Source organism: Nocardia lijiangensis NBRC 108240 (genome assembly GCF_001613045.1).
In the GTDB taxonomy this organism is placed as follows: Bacteria; Actinomycetota; Actinomycetes; order Mycobacteriales; family Mycobacteriaceae; genus Nocardia; species Nocardia lijiangensis.
Map to the genome: position 1 here is coordinate 19603 of NZ_BDBP01000032.1, position 19614 is coordinate 39216.

Genomic DNA, 19614 nt, shown 5'->3' on the forward strand with positions numbered 1-19614 from the left:
CCTTACGCCACACGGCCGGTGCGCAATTCGTTGATCAGATCGATCAGCTGCTGCACATTTTCGACGCCCACGATCCTGGGGTTGTCGATCAGGCTCACCCCGAATCGGCTCTCCAACAGGCACATCATTTCGATGCTCGCCACAGAATCGATACCGAGATCCTTCGCGAACGAATCGTCGGGCCGCAGATCCCGCGCGATATTGGTCGCCGTGGCAAACGCCTCAGCGATATCCGCGACACTCACCGTGGTTTCACTCATGATTCTTCACCTTTCCTGTCCCGCCGTTGATGGCGATGACGGCTCCGGACGGGATACTGTCGATATCCGCACCGACGACGCAGGGTATGCCGTATTCCCGGCACAGAATGGCCAGATGCGACATCGCGCTGCCCCGCCGGCTGACCACCCCCGAGGCAAATCTCAGCAGCGGAACGACATCCGCGTCGGCGGCCTCGCAGACGATGATGAATTCCTCGTCGGGGACGTCTTCCTCCGGCCGAACCGCGATTCCGCTCGCGCTGCCGCCCGAGACACCGCGCGGCTGCACCCGCACCGCGGCCGCCATCGGCTCGATGATCTCACCGTCGGGCAGGATCTCGATATTCTCCGGCAGGACCACGGTAAGGGCTTCCTCGCACAGCGTGACCCGGTCCTCCACAATCTCGCGCAGGTTGCCACGCGGCGCGTTCACCAGCTCCTCCACGGTGAGGAACGGCCACAGCTCGTCCGGAATCGACTGCGCGGCAGCCAAAGCCGGACCGAGGATGCGGAAGACGTGCAGCACCCGCATCACCATCGATTTCGAATGCTCGCGACACGCCATCGTCTCGGCGACGGTCTTCGTGACACCCGCGATCACCCGATATCGAACGCCCTTGTACATCCCGGCAATCGCATCCGCCGGTGCCAGAAACGATTCGGACAGCTCGGTGCCGTCGGACTCGACCTGAAGCCGGTGGGAATACTTCGCCCACAGTGGGTGCCGATACGCGACCTCGTAGAACGGATGGTTCAGGAAGTCGGCGGAGTTCAGGTCACCGGTGGTGGTCAGCCGGTGCAGCCGCTTCCACACCAGTTCGTCGGGCCGGGTCAGCAATGCGACGATGTCCTCCGGCTCGTCGCAGACCCGCTTCAGGATCCTTTCCTGGTAGCTGGTCAACGGCACCAGTGCCGTTGTCGACAGAATGTGCTCGTACCAGCACGATTTCAGCAATGACAGAGCCTCGCTCGCCAGCAATCGCACATCGAATCCCGCCTCGCAGGCCCGCGCCTCGAGTTCGAAGAGACACTCCTCGAGATTGCGGATGCGGACGATCGCCAGCGAGACCTCCCGCGCGATCGTCACGACGCCCTTCGCCTTGATCAGTGGATTCTCGACCAGAGCCTCGTACGGTTCCGGTGCGGGAACGCCCTCGAAATACGCCTGCCCGACATCATCCGCGTCGATTCCCGGCACCGAGGCCGCGATCTGCCCGTAGGCCGAATAATTGTGGTACGGGCGGCATTTGAAATATCCGAGAAAGGTGAAGAACTCCCCCGACATCCACGCCCGCTCACCCCACATCTTGGTCGTCATCCGGCGGGTCGCCGCCTCCATCGGCGGGCCGACGAGCGACCAGGAGAACGGGGACAACCGTTCGGGGGCAACCTCGCCGAAGTTTCCGGCGGAGTATGTCCGAAACACCGGATGCGGATCGGTGTCGAGCGGGCCGACCACGCCGAGCCTCTTGGGTTCACGCATGGGAATACCTCGCCTCGATCCGGGCGGGCCACACCTGGCCCGCCATGGCGGCACTCATGGCCTGGATGTAGTCCTTACGACAGCGCGCGGCCCCCGCGTTCTCCAGGTCGGCACCGCAAGAGACCTCGATCCAGGGGTGCGCGTAGTCGGCGAGGTTGGGGTCGGTTCCGGTGCGGCGCATGGCCATTCGCAACAACCACTCGGCGCGCTTCACATCCGCCTTCAGAACGCGGGGATACTTGCCGAACGGGAGACAGACCCGGCTCAGGATCTCGAGCAGGCTCGGATTCTCCGGATCGAACCAGGTGATGGTGCGGCCGTGCGCTGTCCACTCCACCATGTCGGCGACCAGCTCCGCGGCACCGAGCACGTCGCCGACATAGCAGGGATAGCGACCTCCGTCGGTGAGCGGGAGCGGGTAACCGGCCAACACCAGCGGAAAGATCGCGGGCAGGCCGTCGCTGGTGGACGGCACCGTGCGGTCGTATCCCAGGCCGAGCAGCGGGCCGAACCGCACGATGTTGTGCTGCGTATTCGAATGCCGCACACGATGTTCGGCCACGTACTTGCCGTATTCGTACCAGTTTCGGAAACGCTGCCCGACGTAGAGCTGGTCGCTGGTCACCGGTTTGTCCGGCTCGCCGAGGGCCAGGATCGAGGACACGTGCACGATCCGCGGCGCCCGCTTCGCGGACTCCACCAGCCGTAGCAGGGCCGCGATGCCCCGATCGTGAATCTGCAGGCTTTCGGTGCTGGTCGCCTGCCACGAAACGCTACCGGCGGCAAAGACACACACGTCACTCTCGGTGATCACCGCACGCGTGTTCTCGTCCATTCCGAGGCCCGGCGCCGTGAGATCGCACCGCCGATGCTCCCAGGTCCCCCTCCCCGGATTGCGGGACAGCGCGACAACCTGGTGTCCGCGCGAGTCGCACCGCTCGGCGACGAGTTCGCCGAGGTAGCCACTGCCGCCGAAGACAGCCACTTTCATGCTCCGAACCTCACAAGCGAACGATGTTTCGGCGAGACGATCGACTCGCGAGCGGGATGCAGGCCGAAGGTCAGCCGTGCCGCTGTTTCCAGCGAGATCGACGGTGCCACCGCCGATTTGCTGAGCGTGTTGAGCGCTGTGAGCAGGTTGACCCGGTCGAACGAGCGGTCGAGGCCGATGTATCGCAGCCCGATCAACGTGTTCTGCCATTTGGCGCTCAGGCGGCCGAAGCGCTCGCCGAGGGCCGACACGTTGACGACGTGGTCGCGGCCGGCCGCAACGATGCGCACCCACTTGCCGAAGGCGTGCTGGTCGATCATGCGGGCCGCCTCTACCAGGGCACGCAGCGCGGGCGCCTGGGCGCCATTGGTGATGTGCACGATTTCGACATCCGAAAGCGACCGTGTCGCAAGGCCTTCCGCGAGAACGATCAGCACCTGCGCGGCGGTGTCACGTGGCACGCAGTCCACGCGCGCGTTCTTCATCGCGGGCAGCAGCCCCAACGGGAGGTCGTTCCAGCGCTCGGACAGCAGGTACAGCGAGTTCTTGTACAGGGTCTCCCCCGTCCGCGAGTCGCCGAGCAGGGCGGGCAGACGGGCCAGCAACAGCGGCACACCCAGCTCGGCCGCCCGGCGCAGCACGGCTTGTTCGCCCATCCACTTGAAATGCTCGTAGCGCGTACGATCACCACCGGCGCCGAGCCGGGTCTCGGGCACGACGCCCACCGCCGACCCGGCCACATACGCCGTCGAGGTCTGCAGGTACGGCACCGGGCGGCCGGAGATTTCGGTGAGCCGGGCGGCGAATCCGACCCCGTACACCGCACCGACGACGTTGCTCAGCTGCAGCGACTCCGCAGTGCCCTGCCAATCCGTGCTCCCGGCGCAGTTGACGACGCAGGTCACCTTCTCGGCAAGCCGCTCCAGCGCAGCGCGGTCGAGTCCCCAGTCGCGCGCGGTGATGTCGCCCTCGACCAATTCGATCTCTCGCGAACGGGATTCGATCCGCCGCCGCAGCCGAGTTGTGCCGGTCGAACGCCGCACGAGACCGATCGTGTTCGCCGGAACCTGGTCGACCAGCGCGTGCCCGAGTTGTCCGCCGAGGCCGGACACGAGGATGGTCATGACACCCTCACGTCGGAGTCGTAGCGATCCTCGCCCCGCAGGCCGCCGGCGACCATCTCCAGCATCATCTCGTCGCTGCCCCCGCCGAGCCGGGCCAGGCGGGCGTCGCGCCACAGCCTGCTCATCGGGGTCTCGTCCTCGAGATAGCCGGAGCCGCCGAAGATATGCATGCACTCGCTCATGACCCGCTCACCCAGCCGGGCTGTTGTCACCTTGAGCCCCGCGACATCGCGTGCGCCACAACCGCTTCCGGCAGCCAGGCGCTCCCCCGCCGCATAGACAGCGAACTCCGCCATCCGCACCTGGGCCGCCAGCTCGGCCAGCCGCAGCCGCAACGCCTGGTGATCGATCAGCGGGGTGCCGAACTGCTGGCGTTTGCGCGCATGCGAAACCGCCAATCCCAGGGTGTAATTGCAGCCGCCGACCAGCTGGGCGACGACGGACAGCCGCTCGTGCATCAGCGCCCACGAAGCCACCGCCAGTCCGCCGCCGATCCGGCCGAGGATCGCCTCGTCGCCCACCTCGGCATCGATGCGGACCCACGATGTGTCCAGGCAGGCGGTGCCCGCCTTGGTATGCCGCTTCACCGTGGTGATCGCGGCCGACGGCACGGTCACCGTCGTCAGCAAGGGCGGCTGGCCCTCCTCGACCACGTACTTGCCGAGAACGACGGCGAAGTCGCACACCTCGCCCAGCGACAAGTACTTCTTCTCGCCGCGCACCCTGATGCGACCGTCGCCGAGTGGCGTGATCAGGGTTTCGATCCCGAGCAGATCGGACCCGCCCACCGGCTCCGACGCCCCGAACGCGCCGATCGTTGTGCCGTCGAGCACGCCGGTCAACAGCCGCTCGTGCTCGGCGTTCGCGCCGAATCGCCGCAGCGCCGAGGCACAGGTTTCCAATTGCAGGCTCAGACCCACCGAGAGGCCGAACAGGCCCTGGTACGCAACGCGTTCGGCGATCAGCAGTCCCATGATTGGATCGCCGACCGTCGACTCCTGCGGCCACCGCTGCCGGAACAGCCCCTCTGCCGCCAGTTCCTCGACGAGTCCGCGCGGGAAGGTGCCCGATCGCTCGGCCTCGGCGCCGTAGCGATCGACGGCCGCGCCGATGATCTTGTCCAGGCGCGCCCGCTCGGAGTCGCCTTCGGTCCCCGCGTACCTCATATCCGGCCCCCGCCCACAGTCGTCACCGTGGCGTCCGTATGGTGGCGCAGCCATACCTCGCGACGGCGAGGTTTGCCGCTCGTCGTCATCGGCAGATCATTGGCTTTCAGTTGCAGCCATCCCACTTTCGTTGCCTCACCGAGGATTCCGGACAGAATGCGCTGAATTTCCACGCGCTCTGCCGGTTCGAGGGCGAACTCCGTCGCGATGATGACGGCGGGCCCCTCGGCCGAGTCCGAACCCACGACGCACGATCGGCGAAACAGGCTGGGCTGCAACACATCGACCAGCTGGCCCTCGAGATCCTCCATGTGGACGGCCTCGCCGCGGACCTTGATCGAATCACCGATGCGGCCCACCACGTAGAGCTCACTGTTGTAGACGAATCCGCTGTCACCGGTACGCAGCCAGTCGCCCACCCGGTCGGTATCGATCACGCCGTTCTCGGTCGAATAGCTCCGCGCCACCGATGCGCCCCGCACCCAGATCTCGCCGACGACACAGTCGGGGAGCTCCTGCTGATCCTCGTCACGGATCGACAGCTCCAGCCCCCGCAGCGGCATGCCGCAGCTGACCATCCACCCGGCCCGAACCTCTTGGGTGCCATCGATTTCGGTCTCGTTCCGGATCGTGACCCGTCGCCCGAACGGCGCGATGGTCTGCCCGAGGTCTACCGCCAACGCGCGCTGTCCCGGCCGCACCCCGGTCACGGCCAGCGTGCCCTCGGCAAGCCCGTAGGCCGGCGTGAGCGCGGTGAACTTGAAGCCGCCCGGCTGCAGCAGCGCGCCGAACTGCGAGAGCGTGTCGAGCTGCACACGCTCGGCCCCGCTGATCACCGAACGGACAGCCGAAAAGTCGCAGTCCTGCAGTTCCTGCGGCTGGACCCGCCGTACGACCCATTCGAACCCGAAGTTGGGCATGACCATGACCTCGTACCGCTTGTGCCCGTACTCGCGCAGCCAGACGAGCGGGTCACGCACGAAGTCGCCGGGCGACATCAGCTTCGCTTCGGCCTGTGTCGTGACCGGCGTCAGCATGCCGCCGATCAGGCCCATGTCGTGATACAGCGGAAGCCAGGACACCCCGAACTGGTCGCCGAAGCCCGCCCATTCGCGGAGCATCGCCAGATTTGCCTCGACGTTTTCGCGAGTAATGCACAGCCCCTTCGGGTTTCCGCGCGATCCCGAGGTGAATTGCATGATCACGGGACCGTCGTGGGACTGCTCGCCCGACTCGGCGCACGCACTCCACCCCAACTCGAGGGGACGCACCTCCCTACCGGAGGAATCGAAAGCGGCGGTGAGGGTTTCGCGATAGCGCTGCTCGGATACGAAGTGCCGCACGCCGCTGATTCCGGCGATGCCCGCAACGAAGGGCGCGTATCCGCTCGTCCCCGACAGCGCCTTGGGTCCAGGCAGCACCGTTGGCACCGCACCCATCCAGATCAGCCCGAAGAAGCTCAGGATGAAATCTGCGCTCTGCCCGAGCACGATCGGCACGACTTCGCCCGGCCGCACCCCCGCCTCGCCGAATTCGGTGGCCTTGCTGCGGACACCGGCGGCCAGCTCGACGTAGCTGTGCCGCTGCCACTGCATATCGCGCCAAAAGCTCACTCCGCGGTCTGGCGCGGGATGCTCGATCCATGCTGTCAGAGTCATTTGTCTCTCCGATTCGGTAGTGCTGATGCTCAGACCCGAGACCAGGCCGACTGCGAAAACGAAGAGACCGAGGGTTGCCAGCAGGCAATCCTCGGTCTCTGTGCGGCTCGCGGAGTTTCCGCCTGCCGAGTGGCTCAGTCCGTCCGAGCAAACTCGCGAGGAGGTTCCTCCTCGGCGAGCAGTGACGTCTCAGGCCGCTGGGCAAGAGCGCTTGGCCACCAGATCCTCGGACCGATGTCCAGGTTCAGCGCCGTCACCAGGATCGAGCGCACGATCAGCGCGTCGAGCAGCAAGCCGACGGCCACGAGTACGCCGATCTCGGCCATGAACACAATGGACAACGTTGCGAGCACCGCGAATGTACCGGCCAGCACCAGGCCGGCCGAGGTGATCACATTTCCGGTCGAGGCCAGCGCGATGAGCGCTCCGCGGCGTGTTCCGTGGTGCGCTGCTTCTTCGCGCACCCTGGACATCAGGAAGATGTTGTAGTCCACGCCGAGTGCGACGAGGAAGACGAAGCCGAGCAGCGGCAGTGAGGGATCGGCGCCGGTGAATCCGAACAACTCGAAGAGCCACCGGCTCAGACCCAGCGCCGCGAAGAACGACAGCACGACCGTTGCCATCAGCAAGACGGGCGCCAGCACCGCGCGCAGCAGGAGCATCAAGATCAACATGACCATGACCAGCACCAACGGCACGATCACCTTGTTGTCTCGCACCTGGGCACGCTCGGTATCGAGCGTAACGGCCGTATTTCCACCGACCTTCGCTTCGGCACCGTCGATCGCGTGCACCGCGGCACGGGTGCGGTCGATCGTGTCCTCCGCGGCCTTGCTGTCGGGAGGATCGGCGAGTGTGCCTTCGATGTAGAACTGCCCGTCCTTCACCACCGGACTTTTGACGGGCCCGATGCGATCGACGCTCGTCAATGCGGACTGGACTGCCGACACGTGGTCGGCAGTGCCGACGATGAAGAACGGGTTGCCGGTGCCGATGTCGAAGTGCCGGCCGAGAATCTCCTCACCGGCCACTGCGTCGGCCTCGCCGACGAACGAGTCCCTGGTCGCGATTCCGTCCGCTTCGAAGCCGATCACTCCGGTTGCCGCCACGAGCAGTACCGCTACTGTGCCGATCCATACTGTCCGCGGCCGAGTCGCGACCGCATTGCCGATGCGCTTCCAGATCCCGGTTTCGCTCGGTTCGATGGAACCAACCGCAGGGTGACGTGGCCAGAAGACCCATCGACCAGCAATCACCAGCAGCGCGGGCAGCAATGTGATCATCACGGCGAACGAGACCACTACGCCGATTGCGCAAACCGGTCCCAGCCCCTTGGTCGAGTTCATGTCGGCGGCGAGGAAAGCGAGCATTCCCACCACGACCGTCGCCGCGCTCGCCGTGATCGCCGGAGCGGCCCGCTGCAGCGCGATCGCCATCGCCTCGTGGCGGTCCTCATGCCGTCGCAGTTCCTCGCGATAGCGCGCCACCAGCAGCAACGCATAGTCCGTGCCCGCGCCGAATACGAGCACCATCAGCGCAGACGCACCCATCGCGGTGACCGTCACGTCGGCCTTGGTCGCCAAGTACACGGCGCCTTGCGCGACCACCAAGCCGAATATCGCTGCGGTGAGCGGCAACAACCACAGCACGGGACCGTAGCTGATCAACAGGACAACGATGACGACCGCGGCCGCTGCCAAGACCAGGACACCGTCGATAGCACCGAACGCCCAGCCGTAGCCCGCCTCATACCCGACGGGGCCCGTGATATGGAACGCAAGGCCGTCGGTCCGAGGAGGCAATTGCTCCTCGAGCTCGTCCACGATTTTCGCGATGTCCGGCCAGGCACCGCCGGCCGTGTGTACCGGAAGCAAGACCTGTAGCGCCTGTCCATCCTTCGACGGCACCGGCCCGACAACCTTTTCCGCGATGACGTGCTTGCTCTTCGCGAGCGCTGCGACGTCGGCCTCGGCTGCCGACACGTCGGCGGGTGTGATGCCGCTCGGACGTTCGTACACGAGGACGGCGGGCGATTCGTCCGCATCGAGGAACTTTTGCGATGCTTCGAAGGCGCGGGTCGATTCCGCGCTGCCGGGCAACCACTCCACCGCGTCGTTCGTCTGGGCGCCTTTCAGCTCGGAAGCCAATCCGCCGATTGCGACCAACGCGATGATCCATGCGATAAGAACGACCCACTTGGATCTTCTGCCAGTGGGGATTCGCGCGAGTCGGCCAAGGGTACCGGTCGCGTCGAACGTCGAACGACTCATCGATTCCTCCGTCGTGAACTACAGCGGATCGCGTCCGATCACCGACATCACAAGCGTGACATACACATTCGGTGCATGTCACGCCGTCTGTCAGTACGCGGACTCTCGCCTTTGATGGGGGTGCAGTGTCGGGTTACGGTGGTGGTCGGGCGGCGAAGGAAGAAGGGCCGAAGCGACCCTCCTGCCTGGCTAGCCGACCAGATAACGCTGGATAGTCGGGGCGATGACGCCGAGGATCTCATCGGGCGCTGCCGAGGCAATCGGCTCCACCTGCACAACGTAGCGCAGCATGATCACGCCCATCACCTGCGACACCGCCGCGTTGAGGTGCAGGGGCGGCACCCCGAGCAGCTTCGCGGTCTCCTCGATGGTCTTGGGCGGGTCCTCCATCTTCCCGACCGCCTGCGCAAACACCGTAGAGGACATGAACTCTCGCATCTGTGTCGCACCCGCGTCGCTGGTGAACGCGGCCCGATACCGCTCGAGAAGCGACGGCCTCAGCTGCGGATCGTCCCAGAACTGCAGAAAGGTACGGATGAGATTCTCGCCCAACTGCTCTCGTTCCCCGGTGTCCGACCCGACCGCGGCCGCGGCCAGCGCCTCTCCGTATGCGGTCAGGGCGTCCGACCCTTCCGTATCTGCTCCTGTAGACATTTTCCCTCCATCTATCAGCCCCGCTCGAGCAGGGACTCGGTATTTTGAAAGCCACTATGGTGATCGAAAAGCAACTATGCCGACTTGCGCTATGCGCTGTCCTCGATAGCGTCGAATACTTCCAATTTCCGCCACGTCGGATGCGGCTCCTGAAAATACCAGCCGAGTTTGTAATTCTCGCCACTGGCTGACAGTACGCCACCGTAAACAATGATCCGCTTGCCGGAGTACGAGTACGGAGCGTCCTTCAGGAATCGGCTGATCACCGGCCCGGCCGGTGTCGGAAGTGGTATCGGCTCCGGAGTTACGGCGGAAAAGCAAATCCGCTGGACCTCCGGAGTATCCCAGCTGAAGGTCGGATATATCGAGAAGGATTTTTGGACGAACTCCATCATCTGCTCGCTCGGTTCCGGAAGCCCGAGTTCACGAAGCATCGATGAGACCGTCTCCGGCGCCAGAATGCCTTCGGGCAGCCCGCCGAAGTACACATTGATCGTCCTGGACTGGTAGTCGATCGCGAGCATCGAGACGTTCTCGTCCAGGCCATAGCGTGCGAGACGCTCGGCATTCGCCGCCAAACCGGGCGGAATGGACGGCAGGCCGGACAGCGTGGCAAGTGTCTGCCAGTTGTCCAGCGGAAACCCGACATAGGATTTCCGGAAACCGCGAACTACTCCGCAGTCGACACCGTAAGCGGTGATGTCACATCGATCTCGGATTTCCGAGAGCAGCGTCGCTGCGGGATGCCCGGTCTCCGCAATGAATCCGTTCGACACCGCAAGGTCGTATGGATCGGCATCGCTCGGGGGCACGCTGAAGGTAATTTCGATCTCACCGCTGCGTGGCTCGTCCGCGTCGATGCCGAGGACGACCATGGATTCCGCGAGCACGTCTCGGTACGCGGTAAGAACCGGCGCAACCTTGTCGACCGAGCAGGCCACACCCAGTGACCGAGCCGTTTCCTCGACGACCGACAAAATCGCAGCCGCCCTGTCGGTATCAGGCATTTTGCCTCCAAGGAGTTGAATTGTCATTACCGGGCGAAAACCAACGTTGCGGGCGATGGTGTCGGGTGGAATGCAACGTCGTCGAAGCCGGCCTTGCCGAGCCATGTGTGGTAATCGGCCCGCCGCCAGGTCCCGCCCTGCTGGCTCTTGAGCAGCATTTCCGCTCCGAACATCAGGGCGGAGGGCGGGCCGCTGCGGTCGTCATCGACAACGAAGTCACAGATGACCAATGTGCCGCCGGGCTTGAGCGCCGCCCTGAGCTTCGCGAAGATCGCGACGTTGTCCTCCGGTCCCTCCTGGTGCGCGATGTGGGAGTACACCGCGACGTCGTACACGTCGGTGCCGAAGTCGGTGGTATGGAAGTCACCGTCGATGCAGGTGAATCGGTCTGCCACGCCTCGCTCGGCAAGCAGTCGGTCGGCGATTGCGTTCACCGGTGCCCAGTCGAGTTGAGTCGAGCGCGCCGCAGGGTTGCGCTCGAGCCAGATCGCCGAGTAGATGCCTGAACCGCCGCCCACGTCGAGGATGGAGATCTCGCCGGCACCTGCCAGCTGCAACAGGTCGGCGGCGACCGTTGCCACGGGAACGGACTGCGCGGCGATGGCCGGGACAACCTCCGCCCAGTGCGGATTGTCGGCCACCTCCACCGCCGGATTCGCCATCGGCCCTCCCGCGCGCACGACGTCGGGCAGAGTCGCCAAGGTGCCCATCTGGGTCAGCTTGAGTGTGGCGAATCTGCTCAAGCAGGTGGGTTTGCCGTCGACCAGGAACGCGGCCGCTTCTGCGGTGTTGCGGTAGCGGCCGTCGCGCAGCTCGACCAGGCCGAGACTGACCAGCCCGTCGAGGAGGGTTCGCGCGCCCCGCTGGGAGATCCCCGCGCGGACGGCGAGCTTGTCGGCAGTGTCCGCGCCGTCTTCGAGGTGGGTGAACAGCGAGTGGCTCGCCGAAGCGCCGACGATGCCGGTGGCCCAGTAGCCGTTGATCAACTGCATGATCCGATCCGGAGTCGGAAGGATCTCGGTCATGCTGTGTCCTTTCTGGCTGCCGCCGCCGGGCACTGACTCGGTCATGCCGCCCCCTCTCGTGTTCCGTATGAGCGCGCATGGGTCCGGACCGCGGCTCGCAGTGCCTCCGCGACCCGTTCGACCTGGCCGTCGCTGAGCTCGGCGTGCATGGGGATGGCGAGGTTGCGGTGGAAGAGGTCGGCCGAGACCGGGCACGGCTGCTTCGGCTCGTACACGAGTTGCAGGTGGCACGCCCACGCACCGTGCCCGCAGCCGATGCCCTGAGCTCGGAGATCGGCCGCGACACCCGCGCGGTCGACCTGCGGATCCAACGTCACCAGATAGGACTGCCATGCGTGGGTGCGGTCCTGCGGCACATGCGGAACGGTGAGGAGTTCTTCGTCGGCGAGCAGTTCCGCATAGCGCGCTGCGACGAGGCGCCGACGATCCAGCAGCTCGCCAATTCGCGTGAGCTGCACCTGCAGGATCGCTGCGGCAATGTCGGACAGCTTGTAGTTGTAGCCGATCTCGGTGAATATCGGGATCGGCAGGCCGACGACCTGCGCGTCCGCGAAGATGCTCCCGATACCGAAGGACGACCGCAGCCGCACGTCGTCGGCGAGCGCCGGATCGGCCGTGAGCAGGGCCCCGCCCTCGCCGCTGGTGATTCCCTTGCGCCCGTGGAAGGACAGGCAAGACACCGGTGCCAGCGCACCCGCCGGTATCCCCTGGTAGGTCGCACCTACGGCACATGCGGCGTCCTCGATCAGAAACAGATCACCGCGGTCCGCGATCGACCTCAGCTCCGAGTAGTCGGCGGGGAGACCGACCGTGTCCACCGCGATCACACCCACCGTTCGTGGACCGACGAGATCCGCTACCGCCTGTGGGTCGACGGTGCCGGTATCGGCACGCACGTCGGCGAAGACCGGGACCGCGTCGACGTAGCGCACCGCGTGGGCTGGAGCCGGGAACGTGTAATCGGCAACAATCACCTCGTCACCCGGTTGGACCCCGAGCGCAAGCAATGCGAGGTGTAGTGCCGCGCCGCAGCTGCTCAATGCGACCGCGCCACCAGTTCCGTAACGTTCGACCAGCTCGACCTCGAGTGCTTTCCCCCGCGGGCCCTGACCGGCCGGCCAGCCCGAGGCGAAAACCTCGGCGACAGCAGCCAATTCCCGCTCACCCAGACTTGCGCGCACCAGGGGAATGGTGTCCATCGTGATTCACCTCCCGCTGCTCGGTGGTTCGTAACGCAGCGGCGTGATCTGGTTGATGTCGTAGCGGTCACGCAGCCGCTGAACGGCGTCGGCATCCACCGACCGGCCGGACTCGAAGATCGCGACAATCTCCTCGAAATAGACTTCGTGATCGGGGGATGGGTAGCTTTGGAACAACATTCGAACCGGCTTGTCGGTGGCATTCCTGAACGCGTGCGGACATCCGGCCGGAACGAACATGCAGCTACCCGGGCCCCCGCGGACGACTCGATCGCCATCCGGCGATTCCCAGTCGTGCCAACCGTCCGGCGTACGCTGATTCGGCTCGAACGCCAGCAGGTCCAGCTCTCCTTCCAAGATGTAGAAGAACTCCTGCGAGTTGCGATGGGAATGCGCCCCGACGTCGAAGCCGGGCGGAACCACCACCTCGAAGCTCGATACGACGGACCCGTTCGCCCCGGTGACCTTGAAGGTGACTTCCTGCTTGTCTGTGATCAGCTTTCGACCCTCGCCGGGCCGGAGAACAACACCGCTCATGTCATTTCTTCCCATGTCAGTTGATATCTCGCTGTAGGCGTGGTGCCGACGCGCCCGGTTGTCAGTGATTCATGCCGCTCGGCGCGTCAACACTCCATCGACCTACCGACATCTCCGCGGTGATGCCGGGACCGAAACCCGCGATGAGACCCTTGGCGCCGGGCATCGGCGAGTCTTCCTCGAACAGCCGGCGCAGCGCGTCGAGTACGACCGCGCTGGCGATGTTCCCGTACTCGGTCAGAGTCGCCCAGCTATGCCGGAACATCGTGCGTTCGATATCGAGGTGCGTGCTGAGGTCGTCGAGGATCCGCGGACCGCCCGCGTGAATGATGTAGTAGTCGAGCTTGCCGATGTCCCAGCCATCGTCGGCGACGAACTCACGAAGTACCGGCGCCAATGGCTCCATCGTCCCGGGCACCCGGCGATCGAGCTGGAAGTGGAAGCCGGTCGCACGAACGGCGTAGGAGATCCAATCCTCCGTGTTCGGAATCAAATACGAGGCATTGCGCTCCAGCGCTATGCCGGTGCCGCCGTTTCCCCGGACTACGGCAGCCGCGACCGCATCACCGAACAGTCCGTCGGACAGCAACGAACCGACATCGTCGTCGTCGGGTTGGTAGCACAGCGAGCAGAGCTCGCACGCCACGATCAGAACATTGCTCCCGGGGTGGGCCACGCAGAAGTCGTGGGCGCGATTGATCGCCGCGGCACCTGCCGCGCAACCCAGCTGCGCGATCGGTATCTGGCGGGTGTCCGACCGAAACCCCATGGTGTTGATCAGCCATGCGGTCAGCGATGGCATGAGAAATCCGGTACAGGACACGTAGATGATCGCGTTGATTTCCTGTTCCACGACACCCGCGTTCGCCAAGGCCTTTGCGATGACCTCAGGGCATCGCTTCTTGGATTCGCGCTCGTAGATCCTGTTGCGTTCCTCGAATCCGGGGTGCCGCAGGGTGCTGTCGATATCCTGCACGATGTGCCGCTTCCGCACGCCCGTGTTCTGGATCAATTTGAGCGCCAAAGGAAGATTAGGATTTCCGGCGTACATCCTTTCGGCAAATTCCAGAGTATCTTCCATGCTCAGGACGTTTTCCGGCACACTCACCGACGGTTTGCACAGCATCGACATGTCTGGAATCTACTTTCTCGACCGGGTTCAACTTTTCCGGGAATTCGCACACTGCAGCGGAAGGGCATGTCGATCAATGCTTTCGCCCATGGATCAGATGCGCGATCTCATCGATATCGTATTCGGCCTTGTCGCGCAATCCATATCGAGTCAGCCGCCCTCGCTTGGCCCATTGGCGAATCGTTGCTTCCTGAATTCCGAAGGCTTCTGCGGCAACCTTCGTCGGCAAAGTTCGCCGTTTCGGCTCTTCCGCCGCGGGGTCGGTGATCAGGCGTTCATCGGACAACCATTCATAAACGGTCCAACGATGTCCCGACTCGCATCTGACGACAGCGCATTTGTCGATACCGTCCAACTCGACGGTCACCGGCGCAACGCATCGAGGATCGCGACACTTCCCGCTCACCGCTGCCGAGCCGTGTTCTCGCTCCACGAATCGCAAGACGTCGCGGAAGAGATCGCCGATCTCGACGACAAAATCCGCGGCACTCGGATGGGCTGCCAGCCAGATGGTCCTGCCGACGAGGAACTGCGCTGCCGGCGCTGTGTCGCGACGGGGAGGCCGGATCGTGGGGCATTCACTCAGGACGAGGTCCACCCATGAGTCCAGGATCGAGCTGATCCAGACCCGCAAGGCGATGGCGCCCGACGAAAGCGGCAGTGTGCGCTGATCACGCGGACGTCCGTGTCCCGCAGACCAATACCCCCATTGGGACGGACCGACACATTGCGCGGCCAGCCATGGGAGCGCGGCGAGTCGTTGTTCTGTCGCAGCGATGCAGTCTCGGCACAATCGCAGCGCGGTCCCCGCACGGGCTGGAGGCGAGCCGGTATTGTGGCGGTCGACTTCGCATATCATCGCGTGGTCCGAAGCTGGGGGCATGACATTTCTGGTCGGTATTATTTCCATTTACTGGACCTCGTGAATATCGTTCTCGACTCAACCGCCGGCTACGGCATCTCACCCTGCCGATCAGTCTCTGCGAAGTGCAAGTCATTGCCGCCAAGAAAGTGACGCATCACCATGCAAGTAAACTCCCGCAATCTTCGGTAATTCTGTTCGATCTGTTGCAGTCAGCGGACGAGTTCGACCCCGAATGTCCGAGGTCGAACTCCCGACAAGGAACCCTACTCGGCGAGCCTGCTCAATTGTCGCGCAAATATTTCCGCCCGGAGCAAAGCGCAGATACTCGGTAGCGACACAGCACGACACTGCATTGCAATCGATGGAGGTCACAGCGAATACATCGAAGCTACTACATCCGAACCGCCGAGTTGGGCATGCTTCCGCCCCACAGACAGCGTGACAGAGCTAATGTTCGGCGTCAACTCGCCGCGTCGACTCATCAAAAGTTCCGCGTAGATCGGTTCGTTGCGTGAAAAAGTCCGGATCGGTCCGGCGCGCCTCCGTCTGCAAACTGCATGTACGCGGTCCATCGGGGTGATGGAGCTGTCGATGGTGGGTCGGAGGGCGATCACGTGGTCGGAGGTGTGCGGTATCGGAACGGCACGAAGACGGCGATTCTGAATTCGTTATGCACGGTTACCGATTACCGCCCGGTATTATGCGCGCGCCGGTGTACTATCCGGATGTTGTTGCGGCGCTGGAGAAGTGCTGGGCCGTAACGAACGCGCTGGCCGGTAAGCGGCCGGGTGCCGGCATTGGCGCAGATTGCGCCGATGCTACGCCAGTTCGGGGAGTTGTGTGTTCGCCGCAATTACCGATGTGCGGTAGTGCCAGGCAAATGATGTGAAGTGATGCTCACCCACAAACAGTCAGCGATCCGTCCTTTTCAGGACGCGACAACATCGCCTGTGGGAGCGTCAGCGGTCTCGTCGGCCAACCGCAGTCGGGCGCGGTCCGCGAGTGCGGACCAGAAGTAGGCCTGACACTGGGCAAGCTGGACGATGGCAGCCGTGCGGTGCTGGGGGACGGTGCTCACGAGAGCCTCGCATTGCGCGGCGGCCGCGACGGACATGGTGAGCAGACGAATGACGGTCCGCCCGCTTTCGCTCGACCGCATCGCGGGATCGCGCCGCAACCGCTGAAGAACCTCCGACACGGCAAGCCCGGCAACCGGATTCGACTCCTGCGCAGCCGACGGGTGTCGCGCACCCGTTGACGCCGTCGCATGGTCGCGCTCGGTGACATCTTGATGCACGCCTTCGACAGGCGACCGCTGACCAGCGAGCAGCGGACTCTCTCCGCGTTCGAGTCGCAGGCGGACGTCTCGAGCGGTGCCGATCGACAGCCCTGATTGCCGCGCGATCTCCGACAGTGAAGCATCCGGGTCACGGCGGATCACTTCTGCGGCCAGGCGGCGGCCCGTGGCCGTGGAGGCTGGGCGAACTTTGCCGTCTCGCCCCAGCCGTTCGGACAACTGGCCATCTTTTCCAGTTGCACAGCGCCGAATCGTGCCGACAGTGTTGTGCGACAGTCCGCTGACGCGTGCGATCAGCCGATCCGACCACCTCGGATGTTTCTCGAGCAGTCGCTCGGCCGCTGCCTTGCGCTCCTTCAGTGTCAGCGGCATGCCGTGCCCGACGTTCGCCCGCACCGACAGCGCGAACAGATCGTCATGGTCGCCGTCATAGAGCCGCGCAGCCAATGTCTCCTCACCACGACGAATCGCCGCTTGCACACGGTACATGCCATCGATCACGCGCATCGTCGGTCGGTGAACGAGAATCGGCGGCAGGTCGCCCTCGGACTCGGCGATCGCGGCGACATACGCTTGGTCTTTGCCACCCAACCGCGGCGTATCAGCAGGACGCAACTGTGATACAGGCAGCGACTCGATCGGAAGCCGACCGATGAATTCATCCCACCCGTCGACCGCGGCCTTCATGCTGAATCCAGCCAAACCGTCGATCACGTTGTCCATCCCCGCCTGAGCCGGTGAAAATCAGGTACACAACAGCGGAAGCCGCAGAAGTTTATGCTGCTGCGAAATTATAGTCCAGAGTGCGATCCCTCACATTGACAGACAACGAATGATTTCCGGCTGGAACTCGTCAAACTGATGAACAACAAGCCCTCGATTTATTCCGGGCGACCAGTTTGTGCGGACCGCCGATGAGGAGTGCGAAAAGGCCGTTTCGGCCGGGCCTGCGACAGTCCGCCAGACACCCCGCCGTAGAGACCGCCAGTGCGCCGTCCTCGGCAGGCCACGGCGGAACTGGCGCCCAGCGATCAGCGCGGCACTCGGTCTTGCGGTGCCACCTTCGCGTTGGCCGTCTGGTCGGCTCGGCGTAGCCGTGCGGGTGCGGCGTTGGATCTGCTGCCGGGCAGGTCATCCGGCGGCCGGGGCGAGGAACGGCCAGCCTCGGAGGTGGATGCGATAGTGTCTCAACGCATTTGCGTGAGAAAAGAGTGGCAGTGGCGGACGAGTCGATCGAATCGTTGAGCGAGACCGGGCGTGCGGAGCAGGCGACGGAGTCGGATCTGGAGAAAATCCTCGACGAGGATATTCGCGATTGCCTCGATGACGACACCAAGGTGCACCGCGGCGACTTGAGGATCGACGGGGATCTCGACATCTACGACGGCGCGCTCATCGTAATCGGAAACCTTTCGACGACAGGCTCGGTCGCCACCGACGAGACCGGCAGCCTCATCGTGACCGGCTCGGTCGAGTGCAGGCATCTGTACCTCGAGGGCAATCTCGAGATTCAGGGGAACGCAACGATGCGGGGCGTCGTCTACGGCTTCTACGAAGCGGGTATCTCCGGGGTGTACGGGACGACGAAAGCCAAGGTCGGCCTCATCGGGAATCACTGCTGGGAGTGCCAGAACGAGGAGTACGAGGTCGGAGGCACGTTCTCGAACTTCCGCGCGGGAAGCTTCACCGGCGATCCAGAAGCGCTCCGCCGAGTGATCGGCGAACGTGCCTTCCAGGGGCTTGGCATGTTGCTCGGCTTGAGCGAGGAAGAACCGAAGGAACGAAACTCCGCATGGGGGCTCTCGCTGTTTCGCGATCTGTGACCCGAATCCTGCACGAGCAGCAAGGTGTGACCGGTTTGGACGCGGACGAGACACTACTCTTGCGCCCGTTGTGCAACGAGCGCAGCGTGGGATAGAGGTTTCGAAAGGTCTGCAACGTCACCGTTGGTGGTGTAGTCGAGGAGCACGACAGTGCGTGTGTCACCGAGCACGCGAAGTTCGGCTACGAGATCTGCGACCCGATGATCGAGCACCCACCGGTAGACCGGCAGGTAGATCTCTCGGCGGGCCTGCTCGTAGCCGAGCAACTCACCGTCGATCCGATGCCCGAGCGGTTGGCCGAGCCGACGCGCTGTGCGTTTGATGCCTTTCATCGTGGTGATGTCGAGCTTGGAGAGGTCTTCTCCTTCAGAGGCAAAGACTTTCAATGCCTGCCAGACACCTTCGACGGATTGTGCTGCGCGATCCGGGTGCCCGGGTACCGGGATGCCACCGTGGGGGTAGAACGGGCTGAGGCGCACCCAGGGTTCGGCACCCCGCGAGGTGACGTCGATGATGAGTGCGTCGGGGAATTCGCGCCGCAGTGTGGTGCGGCGGCGGTTGGCGACGTGCAGAGCCATGAGGCCGAGAATGCCACCGGGGTCCGACACTCATCCAGTGCGAATCGGGTGCGCACTACGGCACGGTGAACTTCTTTGCCTGTCCGGAGACCACGGTGCCGTTGCGGTCGACGAGCGCCACCCGGACCTGCGCCTCGGAGCCCGAGGTCAGCGGTGGCTGGCTGGGGTCCGTCGTCAAGGGGACGGTGGCGCTCTGCGGGGAACCGTTGCATTCGACGGAGTTCTGGATGCCCTGGGCGGCGGGACGGTCGGCGTTGGGGTCGCCCATCATCGCCTGAATGCTCGCCACCCCGGCGGAGCCGTCGCAGCTGTAGTCGATTTGGATGATGTTCGATCCGGCACCGGTGATGTCGAGAGTCGCGGCGGCGAGCGCGGGAGCGGCAGCCACCACCGAGGCCGCGGCCATCGAAGTGAAGACAACGGCGATGCGGGCAGGGCGCCGACAGTTCGGGGTAGTCATCATGGAGATTCCTTCCTCCTGTGTGGCGGACATAGATCGCGGAACACGACGGGAAGAGACGCGGTACGCATCGCACCGCCCGTAT

At 64.3% G+C, this 19614-nt stretch carries 18 protein-coding genes; 1 reads left to right on the forward strand and 17 read right to left on the reverse strand.

The genetic code is table 11. From position 1 onward, the window contains the following. Positions 1–2 precede the first annotated feature (2 nt). The 15 genes from NL1_RS12840 to NL1_RS12910 all read right to left on the reverse strand — a co-directional run bounded on the left by NL1_RS12840 (position 3) and on the right by NL1_RS12910 (position 17391). Positions 3–260 (reverse strand): acyl carrier protein, encoded by a 258-nt coding sequence (locus tag NL1_RS12840; RefSeq protein WP_067838452.1) that lies wholly within the window; start codon positions 258–260, stop codon positions 3–5. After that, positions 253–1743: a PEP-utilizing enzyme gene (locus NL1_RS12845; RefSeq protein ID WP_067838459.1), complete on the reverse strand. Its 1491-nt coding sequence runs from the start codon at positions 1741–1743 to the stop codon at positions 253–255. The genes NL1_RS12840 and NL1_RS12845 overlap by 8 nt, the downstream gene beginning before the upstream one ends. Then, the gene (locus tag NL1_RS12850) at positions 1736–2734 is read right to left on the reverse strand and encodes an NAD-dependent epimerase/dehydratase family protein (protein WP_162272723.1); all 999 of its coding nucleotides are present in this window, start codon (positions 2732–2734) and stop codon (positions 1736–1738) included. The genes NL1_RS12845 and NL1_RS12850 overlap by 8 nt, the downstream gene beginning before the upstream one ends. Continuing rightward, a complete protein-coding gene (locus NL1_RS12855; RefSeq protein WP_067838466.1) occupies positions 2731–3858 on the reverse strand; it encodes an SDR family oxidoreductase in 1128 nt (375 codons plus the stop codon). Before NL1_RS12855 ends, NL1_RS12850 begins: the two co-directional genes overlap by 4 nt. After that, entirely contained in the window at positions 3855–5024 is a 1170-nt protein-coding gene (locus tag NL1_RS12860) for an acyl-CoA dehydrogenase family protein (protein WP_067838469.1), read from the reverse strand. Before NL1_RS12860 ends, NL1_RS12855 begins: the two co-directional genes overlap by 4 nt. Continuing rightward, a complete protein-coding gene (locus tag NL1_RS12865; protein WP_084510536.1) occupies positions 5021–6682 on the reverse strand; it encodes an AMP-binding protein in 1662 nt (553 codons plus the stop codon). The genes NL1_RS12860 and NL1_RS12865 overlap by 4 nt, the downstream gene beginning before the upstream one ends. 134 nt (positions 6683–6816) lie before the next feature. Then, on the reverse strand, positions 6817–8847 hold the full coding sequence (locus tag NL1_RS12870) for an MMPL family transporter (RefSeq protein WP_245673213.1): 2031 nt from the start codon (positions 8845–8847) through the stop codon (positions 6817–6819). 294 nt (positions 8848–9141) lie between these two features. Then, a complete protein-coding gene (locus tag NL1_RS12875; RefSeq protein WP_067838478.1) occupies positions 9142–9606 on the reverse strand; it encodes a TetR/AcrR family transcriptional regulator in 465 nt (154 codons plus the stop codon). An 89-nt stretch (positions 9607–9695) separates the two neighbouring features. Beyond that, a complete protein-coding gene (locus tag NL1_RS12880) occupies positions 9696–10613 on the reverse strand; it encodes an aromatic prenyltransferase (RefSeq protein ID WP_162272724.1) in 918 nt (305 codons plus the stop codon). 26 nt (positions 10614–10639) lie between these two features. Next, positions 10640–11683 carry a class I SAM-dependent methyltransferase gene (locus NL1_RS12885; protein ID WP_218024398.1) on the reverse strand — a complete coding sequence of 348 codons (1044 nt, stop codon included), beginning with the start codon at positions 11681–11683 and terminating at the stop codon, positions 10640–10642. Then, positions 11680–12837 carry a DegT/DnrJ/EryC1/StrS family aminotransferase gene (locus NL1_RS12890; protein ID WP_067838486.1) on the reverse strand — a complete coding sequence of 386 codons (1158 nt, stop codon included), beginning with the start codon at positions 12835–12837 and terminating at the stop codon, positions 11680–11682. Before NL1_RS12890 ends, NL1_RS12885 begins: the two co-directional genes overlap by 4 nt. A gap of 6 nt (positions 12838–12843) precedes the next feature. After that, positions 12844–13389 (reverse strand): cupin domain-containing protein, encoded by a 546-nt coding sequence (locus tag NL1_RS12895; RefSeq protein WP_307622584.1) that lies wholly within the window; start codon positions 13387–13389, stop codon positions 12844–12846. Between the two features lie 46 nt (positions 13390–13435). Further along, on the reverse strand, positions 13436–14506 hold the full coding sequence (locus tag NL1_RS12900) for a type III polyketide synthase (protein ID WP_174553414.1): 1071 nt from the start codon (positions 14504–14506) through the stop codon (positions 13436–13438). A gap of 73 nt (positions 14507–14579) precedes the next feature. Next, positions 14580–15104 carry a hypothetical protein gene (locus tag NL1_RS39410; RefSeq protein WP_245673214.1) on the reverse strand — a complete coding sequence of 175 codons (525 nt, stop codon included), beginning with the start codon at positions 15102–15104 and terminating at the stop codon, positions 14580–14582. A gap of 1195 nt (positions 15105–16299) precedes the next feature. Continuing rightward, complete coding sequence (locus NL1_RS12910; protein ID WP_084510538.1) at positions 16300–17391, reverse strand: ParB/RepB/Spo0J family partition protein; 1092 nt, start codon at positions 17389–17391, stop codon at positions 16300–16302. 494 nt (positions 17392–17885) lie between these two features. Here NL1_RS12910 and NL1_RS12915 point away from each other — a divergent pair, with 494 nt between their 5' ends. After that, positions 17886–18491, forward strand: coding sequence for a bactofilin family protein (locus NL1_RS12915; protein ID WP_067838492.1), 606 nt, complete (start codon positions 17886–17888; stop codon positions 18489–18491). Positions 18492–18544: 53 nt separating this feature from the next. On the opposite strand, the gene NL1_RS12920 is transcribed toward NL1_RS12915, so the two are convergent. Both NL1_RS12920 and NL1_RS12925 read right to left on the reverse strand, forming a co-directional pair. Next, a complete protein-coding gene (locus tag NL1_RS12920; protein ID WP_067838660.1) occupies positions 18545–19069 on the reverse strand; it encodes a DUF6939 family protein in 525 nt (174 codons plus the stop codon). Positions 19070–19124: 55 nt separating this feature from the next. Further along, positions 19125–19529 carry a hypothetical protein gene (locus NL1_RS12925; RefSeq protein WP_156094822.1) on the reverse strand — a complete coding sequence of 135 codons (405 nt, stop codon included), beginning with the start codon at positions 19527–19529 and terminating at the stop codon, positions 19125–19127. Positions 19530–19614: the final 85 nt, after the last annotated feature.